We start from the raw sequence: 13041 nt of genomic DNA, 5'->3' as shown, positions 1-13041 counted from the left end.
CTCGCGGATGCCGCTTAGGCCACCGGGCGCCCGGCCGTGACCGCGTAGAAGGCCACGGCCGCGGCGGCGCCCACGTTGAGCGAGTCCACGCCGTGGGCCATCGGGATGCGCACCCACTGGTCGGCGGCGACCAGCGCCCGGGTGGACAGGCCCTCGCCCTCGGCGCCGAGCATGAGCGCCACCCGCTCCATGCGGTGCGGCGCCACCACGTCGATGTCCTCGGCCTTGGCGTCCGGGGTGAGGGCGAGCAGCCGGAAACCGCCCTCGCGTACCGTCTCCAGATCGCGCGGCCACTGCTCCAGCCGCGCGTAGGGGACGGAGAAGACCGCGCCCATCGACACCTTGACCGAACGGCGGTAGAGCGGATCGGCGCAGTCCGGTGAGAGCAGTACCGCGTCCATGCCGAGCGCGGCGGCGCTGCGGAACACGGCGCCGATGTTGGTGTGGTCGTTCACCGCTTCCATGACCACGATCCGCCGTGCCTCGGCGAGCACGTCGGCCGCGTCCGGCAGTGGCTTGCGCTCCATCGAGGCGAGGGCGCCGCGGTGGACGTGGTAGCCGGTGACCTGCTCGGCGACGTCCGGACTCACCGCGTAGACGGGCGCTGGGACTTCGTCGATGACGTCGCGCATCGTGTCGACCCACTTCGCCGACAGCAGCATCGACCGCATCTGGTAACCGGCGTGCCGGGCGCGGCGGATGACCTTCTCACCCTCGGCGATGAACAGGCCCTCGGCCGGTTCGCGCCGCCGCCGCAGCTCCACGTCGGTCAGCCGGGTGTAGTCGCGCAGCCGCGGGTCGTCTGGGTCGTCGATCGTGATGAGCTCAGCCACAGGGTGATACTGCCTTGTCCCGTCCGAGGTGCCAACGGCGGGGGCGACCCGAGTTACCCACGGTTAGCCGAGCCCAGGGCGACCACGTCACCGATCACGATCACCGCGGGCGGCCGGATGCCCTCGGCGGACGCGGTCTGTGCGACGGTCGCCAGCGTGGCGTCGACCCGGCGCTGGGCGGCCGTGGTGCCCTCCTGGACGATGGCCACCGGCGTTTCGGCGTCCCGGCCGTGCGCGACGAGGGTGCGGGCGATCTCGCCGATCCGCTCGACCGCCATCATCAGCACCAACGTGCCGCGCAGTCGGGCCAGCGCCGCCCAGTCCACCAGCGAACTGGGGTCGTCCGGCGCCACGTGTCCGCTGACGACGGTGAACTCATGTGCCACGCCCCGGTGGGTCACCGGGATCCCGGCCACCTCCGGCACGCTGATGGAGCTGGAGATTCCGGGCACCACCGTGCAGGCGATCCCGGCCTCGGCCAGCGCCTGGACCTCCTCCATGCCGCGTCCGAAGACGAACGGATCGCCACCCTTGAGCCGCACCACCGAGCGGCCCGCCTTGGCGTGTTCGATCAGCGCGGTGTTGATGGCCTCCTGGGCCATCGCCCGCCCGTAGGGGATCTTCGCCGCGTCGATCACCTCGACGTGCGGCGGGAGTTCGTCAAGCAGGTCGCGCGGGCCAAGGCGGTCGGCGATCACCACGTCGGCCTCGGTGAGCAGCCGCCGTCCGCGCACGGTGATCAGATCGGGGTCGCCGGGACCGCCGCCGACCAGTGCCACGAACGGGGTGCGCGCCCGGTGGTGCGGGGCGGCGAGGGTGCCGTCGCGCAGGCCCTCCACCACCGCGTCCCGCACGGCGGCGGAACGGCGCGGGTCACTGCCGGTCAGCACTGCGACGGTCACGCCCTCGCTGCGTCCGGTGGCCGGGGTCCAGGCGGTGGCGGCGTCGGCGTCGTCGCTGCGTACGCACCACACCCGGCGCTGCTCGGCCTCGGCGGACGCGGCGGCGTTGGCCTGCGGGTCGTCGGTGGCCACCACGGCGTACCAGGCGTCGGCGAGGTCGCCCGGCTGGTACCGGCGGCGCTCCCAGCGGACCTCGCCCGCGTCCACCATCGCCTCGACGGACGCGGTGACCGACGGTGAGACCACCACGACCTCGGCGCGGGCCGCGACCAGCGAGGGCAGTCGGCGCTGGGCGACCTGGCCGCCGCCGAGCACGACGACGCGCCGTCCGGCAAGGCGGAGCCCTACGGGGTATGCGGGCGCGTCGTTTTCATGCATGGCGGTACAGCTCCTCGTGCGGTGCGATGGCTCTGCGCCGCTGCTTCGTTGGAGCGGCAGGTTCCCGTTTCCGGGGGTTCCGAGATTAGCGGCTGGTCCGCCGGGCACGGCCCCTGGCCTGGGAAATTCCCTGGGGACCAGCCCACTACACCTGTGGGGTCCGGTGGCCCCGGACCCCACAGGTGTCAGTCCTTCTCGGTGACTCCGGCCGAGTCGAAGGTCGCGACCTCGTGCATCACCCGTGCCGCGCTCTGGACCAGCGGTAGCGCCAGCAGGGCGCCGGTGCCCTCGCCGAGCCGCAGGTCGAGGTCGACCAGCGGGCGCAGGCCCAGCTTGGTCAGCGCCGCCATATGGCCGGGCTCCGCGCTGCGGTGCCCGGCGATGCACGCGGCCAGCGCCTCCGGCGCGATGGCCCGGGCCACCAGGGCGGCCGCCCCGGCGCTGACGCCGTCCAGTATCACCGGGGTACGCAGCGACGCGCCGCCGAGCACCAGGCCGACCATCGCGGCGTGCTCAAGACCACCGAGCGCGGAGAGCACCCCGATGGGGTCGGTCGGGTCGGGCCGGTGCAACTCCAGGGCGCGGCGCACCACATCGACCTTGCGGGCGTGCATCTCGTCGTTGATCCCGGTGCCCCGGCCGGTCACCTCGGCCGGGTCGGCACCGGTGTAGACGGCGATCAGCGCCGCGGAGGCGGTGGTGTTGGCGATGCCCATCTCACCGGTGAGCAGCGCCTTGTTGCCCGCGGCCACCAGGTCGCGCGCGGTCTCGATGCCGACCTCGATCGCCCGTAGCGCGTCCTCACGGGTCATCGCGGGACCAGTGGTGAAGTCAGCGGTGCCGTGCCGGACCTTGCGCGGCAACAGCCCGGGGGTGGTGGGCAGTTCGGCGGCCACGCCGACGTCGACCACGCACACCTCCGCGCCGACCTGGTTGGCGAACGCGTTGCACACCGCGCCGCCGCCCAGGAAGTTGGCCACCATCTGCGCGGTGACCTCCTGCGGCCAGGCGGTGACGCCCTGGGCGTGCACCCCGTGGTCCCCCGCGAAGATCGCCACGGCGGCGGGCTCCGGGATCGGCGGCGGGCACTGCCGGGACAGCCCGCACAGCTGCGCGGAGATGATCTCCAACATGCCGAGCGCGCCGGACGGCTTGGTCATCCGCTTCTGCCGCTCCCACGCCTCACCGAGCGCCTTGGCGTCCAACGGGCGGATGCCGCGCAGGGTTTCGTCGAGCAGGTCGTGCGGCTGCTCACCGGGCAGCGCCCGACGGCCGTACTCCTCCTCGTGCACCACCCAGGACAGCGGACGGCGCTTGGACCAGCCCGCCTGCATCAGCTCGGGCTCCTCGGGGAACTCGTCCACGTACCCGACGCACAGGTAGGCGACCACCTCCAGGTGCTCGGGCAGGCCGAGTTCGCGGACCATCTCGCGCTCGTCGAAGAAGCTGACCCAGCCCACCCCCAGCCCCTCGGCGCGCGCGGCCAGCCAGAGGTTCTCCACCGCCAGCGCAGAGCTGTACGGAGCCATCTGCGGCTGCGTGTGGCGGCCGAGGGTGTGCCGACCGCCGCGGGTCGGGTCGGCGGTGACCACGATGTTGACCGGCGTTTCGAGGATCGCCTCGATCTTCAGCTCGCGGAACTGCTTGGCGCGGGCCTTGGGCAGCGACTTGGCGTAGGCCTCCCGTTGCTTCATCGCCAGCGCGTGCATCTTCTCGCGGGTCTGGGTCGACCGGATGACCACGAAGTCCCAGGGCTGGGAGTGCCCGACGCTGGGCGCGGTGTGCGCCGCCTCGAGCACGCGCAGCAGCACCTCGTGCGGGATCGGGTCCGGACGGAAGCCGTTGCGGATGTCGCGGCGCTCCCGGATGACCCGGTGCACCGCCTCGCGTACCGCCTCGTCGTACCCGGCGGCGACTCCACCCGACGCGGGGGCGGGCTCGGCGGCGGTGGGCTGTTCGGCCTCCTGCGCCTCCGGCGCGGTCTGCGGTTCCGCGGCGGGCTGCTCGACGGTGTCCGCTTCTGTGGCGGGCTCCTCGGCGGTGGGCTGCTGCGGCGCTACGACGTCGGATGCGGGCGTTTCAGGTGAAATGTCCGCCTCCGTCGCGGAGTTCGGCGCGGGTTCCGCGACCGGCTCCGTCTGGGCCAGCACCGGGGCGGACGGGGCGACGGGCTCGCGGTCCAGGTCGGCGAGGCCGCCCGGTTCGTCGGCCGGGGCGTGCTCGGGGGACCCGGGGAGCGGCTCGGCGACCACGGGGGGCGTAACGGGCGTGCCCACCAGGGGAGTTGGCTGAGCCTCGGCGACCGGCTCCGTGAGCTGCGGCTGGGCGGGCGTCTCCGCGTCGGGCGCGGCGGGACTCTCCTCCGGTGCGGCGGCCGGAACTTCGGGTTCCGCCGCAGCCTGAGCAGGAGCCTCCGCCGCAGCCTGAGCAGGAGCCTCCGTCGCCGCTTGAGCAGGTGCCTCCGCCGCCGCGTGAGCAGGTGCCTCCGCCGGTACCGGAGCAGGAGCCTCCGCCGGAGCCGGAACCGGCCCAGCGGCAGCAGCCGGAACGGCAGCCTCCGCCACAACCGGCTCCCCCGGCACCGGCCCCTCGACCGGAACCGCGGCATCAGCCGCACCCGCGACGGCAGCCTCCGCCGCAACCGGCGCCGCGGCAACCGTCTCCCCGGCAACCGGCGCCTCCGCACCCGGAACCGATGCGTCACCCGGAACCGGACCCACCGGCTCCGCCACGTTCATACCGGCAGCCGGAGTACCAGCAGCCGGAGTGCCAGCGGCCGGAGTACCGTCCACCGCAGCCCCCGCCGGTGCCTCCGCGGCTACCCACGGCCCGCCGGACACCGGCGACTCGCCGCTCTGCTGGGCCGGGATCGCGGCGGCCTGCTCGGCCGAGGCGTCGACGTACTCCGGCTCGGCCTCCGGCATGGGCCGCGGCTCCGGCTGGTGCACCGGCGCCGCGGCGGTGGGCGCGGGCGCCGGGCCGCGTTCGGCCAGCGAGCGCACGGAGACGCCGCCCACAGCCTCCGCCGCGGGGTGCGGCATGCCGACCGGCGCGGGCGGGCCCATGTTCAGCGGGCGGCGCGGTGCCGCGGCCTGCCCGGGCGTGCCGGACGTCGAAGTGGCGGGCGGCGCCGCGAAGTCGGCCGCGTCCGGGTGCTGTTCGCCGTCCTGCGGTACCGAGGCCGGATCGACCGCGACCGGCTCGGGCTCAGCGGGCGCCGGTACCACCGGCTGCGGCGGCGCGGCGGGCGTCACCGGCGGTGCCGGTTGCGCGGGCACCGGCTGCGGGTCGCCCCAGGAGCCCTGCGGTGCGGGCATCAGCAGCAGGTCGTCCTCGTCGTCGACGGCCGACGGGTCGCCGTCCGGCTGGTCGAGGAAGGTGAACGCGGGGGTCGCGGGGGCCAGGAACGCGTCGGTGCTCCAGCCGTGCCCGGACGGCGCCGCGGCGTGGGCCGCCTCGCCGGTCGGCTCGGCGTGCGGCTGCGCGACCGCCTCTCCCTCGCCGGGAGCCCAGCCCGTGGTCGGGCTCGTCTCCTCACCCGCTCCGTGGGCGGCTCGCTCCGCTTCACCGTCCACTCCGCGAGCGTGTCCGCTCGCCGCTCCGGCACCGGTGTCAGTCATGCGTGCCCCTCGCCCATCGGTATCGATCCTTCCAGCCCCGTGTGCGCCGGCGGCTTCGGCGGTCCGGGCCGTGCCTTCGGACCGACCGGCGGCAGGGCTCGCGGTACGCGTTCCCTTTGCCGGGCGGTCACAGGGTGAACGAGCACGCGTGGCGATGCGTGACGACCCCCCGGACGTTCATTGTCCCGGTCGGCCGTGCGTCACGACCACCCAACTCGCCATCCGGGCGCTGTGGACTGCGCCACTGCGCTAGGCCTGCGGCACGGGGAACCCGTCGCCGACGCCGCGCTCACCGCCGGGGACAACGCGGGCCGACACCGTGTCAACACCACATCGCCACCGGTAGGCGGCACAACGGTCCGCCAGCCTACCGCGCGATCACCCGAACGTGGTCCAAGCCCCGGCCACGGCCAGACAAATGTTCGTCACATTCGTGTGCCGCACAGTAGGAAGACCGTGGAGCGTTCCCGCTCCGCCCACTCCTCGTCGAGTTCCACCGACTGGAGCAGTGAGCGCTGCACCGAGTAACCCGCTTCGGCCAGCACCTGGCCAACCCGCTCCGCTTCGTCGCGTGTTGTCGCGCTGGCGACGATACGTTCCGGCTTGCGTGCCGCGCAGGCCGCCACCACGTCCGCCCCGCCACCGCCCACCCGCACCACGTCCGGCTCCGGCAGGTCCTCCAGGACGTGCGGCGCGACACCCTCCACCACCTGCGGCTGTACGCCGTGGCGGCGGGCGTTGGCGGTGATCCGGGCGCAGGCGTCGGCGTCGGCGTCCACCGCGATGACCGCGGCACCGAGCCGGGCGGCCTCCACCGCCACCTCGCCGTTGCCCGCGCCGATGTCCCACAGCAGGTCGCCGGTGCGCGGCCCGAGACGGGCGAGTTGCAGGGCGCGCAGCTGCGCGGACCGTCGCGCGCCGGGCGCATCGGGTGCGGGTTCGGCCGCGTACCGCTCCTGCGGCAGTGCCCAGCCGCGTAGTTCGCCCGGGTAGCCGGGGTCCTGGCCCGCGATCCAGCCGCCGCCCTCGGCGGCCGACGCGCCGCCGATCACCAGCACCACGTTGGGGTCGCGCCAGGTGTGGTCGGCGACCTTGTCGGAGGTGAGTACGGTGACTTCCTCGCGCTCGGTGCCCAGTGCCTCGCAGATGACGAACGTGCGGTGCACTCCGCCGAGCAGCAGGGCGAGTTCGGCGGGTCCGGCGCCCGGCGCGGTGAGCACCGCGACCTTCGGGTGCGCCCGGACCACGTTCACGGCGCGCCGCAGTGTGCGGCTGTGGGCCACCACGACGCGTGCGTCGTCCCAGGGCATTCCGGCGCGGGCGAAGGCCTGGGCGACGGAGGAGACCGCGGGCAGCACCTCGACCTCCAGGCCGTGTTCTGGCTTGCGCAGCGCCCGTACCACGCCGAAGTAGCCGGGGTCGCCGTCGGCGAGCACCACCGCGGTGCCGCGATGTGCCGCGATGCGGCGGGCGGCGAGGTCGATGCTGCCCAGCAGCACGCGTTCGGCGTCGGCGGGCACGGCGGGCAGCGCCAGATGGTGGCGCGCTCCGGCCACCAGCGTGGCCGCGCCGAGTGCGGAGAGTGCCGCCGCGGTAAGCGGTGTACCGTCCCACCCGATCACCGTGACCCGGTCCGCCATCGTCGTCCTTCGTTCGGCGTGTCGTTGACTGTGCTGTGGGGGCGTTGCCGCCAGAACCAGGTGCAGACCTGGCATGACACAGTATCCCGACCGGATCTGGCCAGCCACGGGAGCACCCGGCGCACACGCCGAGGGACGGATCAGCGCCAGTCGGGATAGGTGGCGTAACCGGAGTCGTCCATGACCCGGCCCACGACCCCGTCCAGGTCCTCGGGCAGCAGGCTCCACACGATCAGATCGGTGCGTGACTCGATCCAACGGCCGTCCGCGCGGCGGCTTCGCACTATCCCGGCGTTGCGCAGCACGCCCTCGCTGATGCAGCCGATCTTCTGGGCCACCATCTGGGAGGCGGTGTTGTCGGCCGCCGTGCGCAACTCCAGGCGTTCGAAGCGCTGGTCGTGGAAGAGCCATTGGGCGGTGGCCAGCACCGCTTCGGAGGCGTAGCCCTCACCGCGCGCCCAGGGGGCGGTGACGTAGCCGATCTCGGTGCTGCGGCAGCGCCAGTCGGTGTCGTACAGGTGGATGGTGCCGACCAGCCGCTGGGTGAGGAACTCGCTGACCGCGAAGACGATTCCGCGCCCCGAGGCGCGTTCCGCGGGCGCGCTGCTGGTGACCCAGTGGTGGGCGTCGGCCCTGGTGTACGGGTGGGTCACGGGCGACCAGGCGACGACCAGTTCGTCGTTCATCATCTCCGCCAGCGCCGGGACGTCCTCCTCGTCGAACGGGCGCAGACAGAGCCGTTCTGTGCTGATCGAGATGTCCGGGAAGGTGTCCGGGAAGGTGGTTGTCATTCGCCGCTCCTCGCCGAGCCCCGTGGAAAGAGCCGTGTAAAGAGCACAGCATGCAACATCGGGCACGGTCCGCGCAGTGCGGGGTACCGGCCCGCCGATCCTCGCCCGGTGTCCGCGCGGCCGTGGATCGCCGCTGGTCCAAAGGGCCTTCGGGGTACCGTGCGGACCCCGCCCGTACCTTTCGCTGTCACTGTCTCCTGCTACCGTCTGCCCGCGTGACGATCCACCACGCAGCAGGAATCGGTTACCAGCGTTCGGCGGGCGGCTACGAGCGGTCCCGGCCCTCCTATCCCATGGCCTCGCTCGCGGAGCTGGCCGACGCGCTGCCACTTCAGGCCGGACGCACGGTCGTCGATCTCGGCGCGGGTACGGGGAAGTTCACCCGTCTGCTGGCGCTGACCGGTGCCGGGGTGATCGCGGTGGAACCGGTCGCTCAGATGCGTGAACGGCTGGCGGAGCTGCTGCCGGGGGTGGCGGTGACGGCCGGGACGGCGGAGGCCACCGGGCTGGCGGACGGCTGCGCGGACGCGGTGGTGGCGGCGCAGTCCTGGCACTGGTTCTCCGGCGGGCAGGCGCTGGCCGAGGTGGAGCGGCTGTTGCGGCCGGGGGGTGCGCTGGGTTTGGTGTGGAACACGTACGACACCTCGGTGCCGTGGGTGCGCGAGTTCCAGGACATCTACTTCCGCTGCGCGCCGCGTGATCTGCCCAGTCCGTTGGACGACGGCTGGCGGGACACCTTCGCCGGCCGCCCCGGCTGGAGCGAGCTGCGGGAGCGGCACTGGCCGAACCCGCACTCCACGACGGTGGCCGACGTGGTGGAGCGGATGATGTCGTCCAGCCACATCGTGGTGTTGGGCGAACAGGAGCAGGAACAGGTGCGGGCGCACGCCGTTGACCTGCTCAAGCGGCAGGGCGCGGAGCACGATGACGACCGGTTGGAGATGCCGTACACCACGGATGTGTACTGGGCGCACTGGCGGCCGTAGCGCGGGAGCGCCACGGCCGCCGGTGCGCGGTGCCTGTTACGAGGCGGGCTTGCCGAAGGCCGGGACGACCGCGCCCTTGAAGGTCTGCTCGATGTACTGCTTGACCGCGTCGGAGTTGAGCAGCTTGGCGAGCTTTTGGACCCGCGGGTCGTTCTGGTTGCCGTCCTTGACCGCGAGGAAGTTGGCGTACGGGTTGCCCTCCGCCTTCTCCAGCACCAGGGCGTCCTTGGCGGGGTTGAGGTTGTCGCCTATCGCGTAGTTGCCGTTGACGATGGCGGCGTCCACGTCGTCCAGCGCGCGCGGCAGTTGGGCGGCCTCGAGCTCCTTGAACTTCAGGTGCTTGGGGTTGTCGGCCACCGACGCCGGGGTGGCGTCGTTGCCGGTGCCGGACTTGAGGGTGAGCAGTCCGTTGGCGGCCAGCAGCTTGAAGGCACGGCCCTCGTTGGTGGTGTCGTTGGGTACGGCGATGGTGGCGCCGTCCTTGATGTCCTTGACCGACTTCGCCTTGTGCGAGTACAGGCCCAGCGGCTCCAGTTCGACGTTCACCACCGGCACGATGTGGGTGCCGTTCTTCTTGTTGAAGTCGTCCAGGTACGGCTTGTGCTGGAAGAAGTTGGCGCCCACGTCACCGTTCTCGGTGGCGGTGTTGGGCAGCACGTAGTCGGTGAACTGCCTGACTTCCAGCTTCAGTCCGGCCTTCGCGGCCAGGTGGTCCCGGACGAACTCCAGGATCTTGGCGTGCGGGGTGGGACTCGCGGCCACGATCAGCGACGCGTCAGTGCCCTTTTGCTGGGCGCTCGTGCCACCGGAGGACGACGCGCAGGCGGTGGCGCCGACGGCGAGGGCCGCTGCGGCGAGCACGGAGGTGGTGAACTTGGTTACGGTACGCACGAAAAGTGCCTTTCGTTGTGGGCACTGGGCCCGATTTCCTGTACTGCGGGGAAGTTTCGGGGGCTGCGCCCCCGAACCCCGGCTTCTGGGGGCTTCGCCCCCGGCCCCCCTTTTCGGGGGCTACGCCCCCGAAGTCTTCTTGCCGCGGCGGGCCAGAGTCCGTGCGGCGACGTCTCCGAGGAGTTGGATCGCGGTGACCAGGACGACCAGGATGACCAGAGTGATCAGCATGACGTTGGTCTCGAAGCGCTGGTAGCCGTAGCGGATCGCCAGGTCGCCGAGGCCGCCCGCGCCGACCGCGCCCGCCATCGCCGTGTAGCCGACCAGCGCCACCGCGGTGGTGGTCAGCCCCGATACCAGCGAGGGCAGTGCCTCCGGCAGCAGTACCTTGCGCACCACGGTCCAGGTGCCGCCGCCCATCGACTGCACCGCCTCCACCAGACCGTGGTCGACCTCGCGTATCGCGGTCTCCACCAGGCGGGCGAAGAACGGGATGGCACCCACCGCCAGCGGCACGATGGCCGCCTCGGCGCCGATGCTGGTGCCGATCACGTAGCGGGTGAACGGGATCAGCGCGACCATCAGGATGATGAACGGCAGCGAGCGGCCGACGTTCACGATCGCCCCGACGACCTTGTTGACCGCCGCGTTCCGCAGCAGCCCCCCGCTGTCGGTGAGCACCAGCAGCACGCCGAGCGGCAGCCCGACGAGCACCGCGATCGCGGCGGACCACAGCACCATGTAGACGGTGTCCCAACACGCGGGCAACAGCATCGGCTGCAGCTCGTCCCAGGTCACTTCGCGGCCTCCTTGACCAGCGCGTCGTCAGCCTTCGGCGTGGCGGTGCCGTCCACCGGCGCGACATCGACCTGCAGGCCCTTCTCGCGCAGGAACCCGATCGGCACCACGTTCTCCTCGAAGCGGCCGGGCAGTTCGATCCGCATCCGGCCGACCTGACGACCGCCGATGGTCTCCATCGCCGCGCCGAGGATCGAGATGTCGATGTTGTAGGTGCGGGCCAGTTGGGAGATGACCGGCTGAGTGGCCGCCTCACCGTGGAAGGTGAGGTCGACAACGGTGCGGCCCTCCTCGGAGGGCTCGCCGCCAACCGGGAAGAGTTCCTGGGCGAGTTCGGAACCGGGGGTGGCCAACAGCCCGGCCACGGTGCCGGATTCCACGACGCGTCCTCCCTTCATCAGCGCGGCCGAGTCGCAGACCGCCTTGACCACGTCCATCTCGTGCGTGATCAGCAGAACGGTCAGCCCCAGCTGCTGGTTGAGGTCGCGCAGCAGTTGCAGGATCGACCGGGTGGTCTCCGGGTCGAGCGCCGAGGTGGCCTCGTCGGACAGCAGCACCTTGGGGTCGCCCGCCAGCGCGCGGGCGATGCCGACCCGCTGCTTCTGACCGCCGGACAGCTGCGCGGGGTACGCCTTCGCCTTGTCGGCGAGGCCCACCAGGTCCAGCAGCTCCAGCGCCTTGCGGGACCGGTCCCGGCCGGAGACCCCGAGGATCTCCAGCGGCAGCTCGACGTTGTCCTGCACGGTGCGCGCGGACAGCAGGTTGAAGTGCTGGAAGACCATGCCGATCTGGCTGCGGGCGGCCCGCAGCGCCGCGTTGGCCCGCCGGGAGCTCCCGGCCAGCGCGGTCAGGTCGGTTCCGGCCACCTCTACGGTGCCGGAGGTGGGGCGCTCCAGCAGGTTGACGCAGCGGATCAGGGTGCTCTTTCCGGCGCCGCTGCGGCCGACGACGCCGAACACCTCGCCCTCGCGGACGTGTAGATCGACGCCGTCGAGAGCGACTGTCTCCCGACCTCGCGAATGGTAGACCTTCCTCAGGCCCGTGGTGGTGATCACTGGGTTTCCGTCACTGTCGAGTACATAGCGGGATATCCGTTACGTACGGGTGTGTCCGTCTCGAATTACGGCAGGGGGCGGCCCGGATGCGCCGGGCGGCGGTGCGTCAGAGGCAGCGGGTGCCGGGCGGCTGCGGGTCGTGGGCGATCCGGCAGCGCTCGATCGCCGTGAGGCGTGTTCGACGGCTCACGGCGGTGGCCATGGCGGAGGCTCGAGGCACTGGATTGGTCATCAGGTGTCCGTGGTGCGGGAGTGGTCCGGAGCGGACGCTGCTCTGTTCGCTGGGAGTCGCTCGCTTCGGGGCGCGAGGCTTCAGACGGGGGCCCTCAGAGTTCGCACATTCGACACATACGACGAACACCGGGCGTCATCGCCTCGGTCGCACGGCTGCGGCTGTTCGTCGTCGTCATGCGCCCCAGTAAACCAGACACCGCGCGAACGTTCCGCATTCCGGTCGGACTGTCCGCCATTCGGACATGCGCGGTGCCGGGCTCAGCCGTGCTGACGCAGCACGACGCCACCACCGTCCACCTGCGCGGACACCTGCGACAGGTCTTTGACCAGCACATCGGCGTCCAGTTCCGCCGGGTCGTGGGTTGTGGCCAACGCCACCGTGCGCATCCCCGCCGCCCGGCCCGCCTGCAGCCCCGCGGGCGCGTCCTCGAAGACCGTGCACCGCCCCGGCCGGAACCCCAGCTTCTCGGCGGCGAGCAGGAACGGCTCCGGATCGGGCTTGCCGCGCTCCACGTCATCGGCGCTGACCAGCAGGCCAGGGGCTATCCCGGCCGCCGCCAGCCGGGCCTCGGCCAGCCGCCGGGTGGCGGAGGTGACCACCGCCCACCGCTCGGCGGGCAGCGAGCCGAGCAGCGCCGCAGTGCCGGGGAGCACGACCAGACCGTCCACATCCTGGACTTCGAGCTCCTCGATTCTGGCCAGCGCCTCCGGGATCCGCTCGGCGGGCAGCAGTTCGGCGATGATCTCCGCCGCGGGCCGCCCGTGCAGCCGCACCCGGGCGAACCGCTCGGCACCGATCGCGTACTCCCGCGCCCAGCGGGTCCAGCAGCGGACGACGGAGTCCAGTGAGGAGACCAGCGTTCCGTCCATGTCGAACAGCAGGGCGTCGGTGCGGAAGTGCGAATCGCTCATG

10 protein-coding genes are annotated in these 13041 nt (G+C 72.2%); 1 reads left to right on the top strand and 9 read right to left on the bottom strand.

The window, feature by feature from the left end; all coding sequences use genetic code 11:
• Positions 1–14: 14 nt before the first annotated feature.
• From NON19_RS16125 to NON19_RS16105, 5 genes are all read right to left on the bottom strand, one after another.
• On the bottom strand, positions 15–833 hold the full coding sequence (locus NON19_RS16125; protein ID WP_255928671.1) for a TrmH family RNA methyltransferase: 819 nt from the start codon (positions 831–833) through the stop codon (positions 15–17).
• Positions 834–886: 53 nt separating this feature from the next.
• Positions 887–2113, bottom strand: a complete 1227-nt coding sequence (gene cobA, locus NON19_RS16120; RefSeq protein ID WP_255928669.1) for a uroporphyrinogen-III C-methyltransferase — start codon at positions 2111–2113, stop codon at positions 887–889.
• Between the two features lie 185 nt (positions 2114–2298).
• On the bottom strand, positions 2299–5733 hold the full coding sequence (cobT, locus tag NON19_RS16115) for a nicotinate-nucleotide--dimethylbenzimidazole phosphoribosyltransferase (RefSeq protein ID WP_255928667.1): 3435 nt from the start codon (positions 5731–5733) through the stop codon (positions 2299–2301).
• A gap of 425 nt (positions 5734–6158) precedes the next feature.
• Positions 6159–7373, bottom strand: coding sequence for a precorrin-6y C5,15-methyltransferase (decarboxylating) subunit CbiE (gene cbiE / locus NON19_RS16110; RefSeq protein WP_255928665.1), 1215 nt, complete (start codon positions 7371–7373; stop codon positions 6159–6161).
• Between the two features lie 140 nt (positions 7374–7513).
• Positions 7514–8164 (bottom strand): GNAT family N-acetyltransferase, encoded by a 651-nt coding sequence (locus tag NON19_RS16105; protein ID WP_255928663.1) that lies wholly within the window; start codon positions 8162–8164, stop codon positions 7514–7516.
• A gap of 215 nt (positions 8165–8379) precedes the next feature.
• Between NON19_RS16105 and NON19_RS16100 the strand changes: the two genes are divergently transcribed.
• Positions 8380–9150 carry a class I SAM-dependent methyltransferase gene (locus tag NON19_RS16100; protein ID WP_255928661.1) on the top strand — a complete coding sequence of 257 codons (771 nt, stop codon included), beginning with the start codon at positions 8380–8382 and terminating at the stop codon, positions 9148–9150.
• Between the two features lie 36 nt (positions 9151–9186).
• On the opposite strand, the gene NON19_RS16095 is transcribed toward NON19_RS16100, so the two are convergent.
• From NON19_RS16095 to NON19_RS16080, 4 genes are all read right to left on the bottom strand, one after another.
• Positions 9187–10041, bottom strand: coding sequence for a MetQ/NlpA family ABC transporter substrate-binding protein (locus NON19_RS16095; RefSeq protein ID WP_255928659.1), 855 nt, complete (start codon positions 10039–10041; stop codon positions 9187–9189).
• A gap of 120 nt (positions 10042–10161) precedes the next feature.
• Positions 10162–10839 (bottom strand): methionine ABC transporter permease, encoded by a 678-nt coding sequence (locus tag NON19_RS16090; protein WP_255928657.1) that lies wholly within the window; start codon positions 10837–10839, stop codon positions 10162–10164.
• Positions 10836–11894, bottom strand: a complete 1059-nt coding sequence (locus NON19_RS16085) for a methionine ABC transporter ATP-binding protein (RefSeq protein ID WP_255928655.1) — start codon at positions 11892–11894, stop codon at positions 10836–10838. Before NON19_RS16085 ends, NON19_RS16090 begins: the two co-directional genes overlap by 4 nt.
• Positions 11895–12386: 492 nt before the next feature.
• Positions 12387–13040 carry an HAD-IA family hydrolase gene (locus NON19_RS16080; RefSeq protein ID WP_255928653.1) on the bottom strand — a complete coding sequence of 218 codons (654 nt, stop codon included), beginning with the start codon at positions 13038–13040 and terminating at the stop codon, positions 12387–12389.
• Position 13041 lies beyond the last annotated feature (1 nt).

The sequence above is a fragment of the Streptantibioticus rubrisoli genome (genome assembly GCF_024436055.1).
Taxonomy (GTDB): domain Bacteria; phylum Actinomycetota; class Actinomycetes; order Streptomycetales; family Streptomycetaceae; genus Streptantibioticus_A; species Streptantibioticus_A rubrisoli.
The sequence above is the reverse complement of the archived record's forward strand: the minus strand, read 5'-3'. Positions and strand labels throughout refer to the sequence as shown.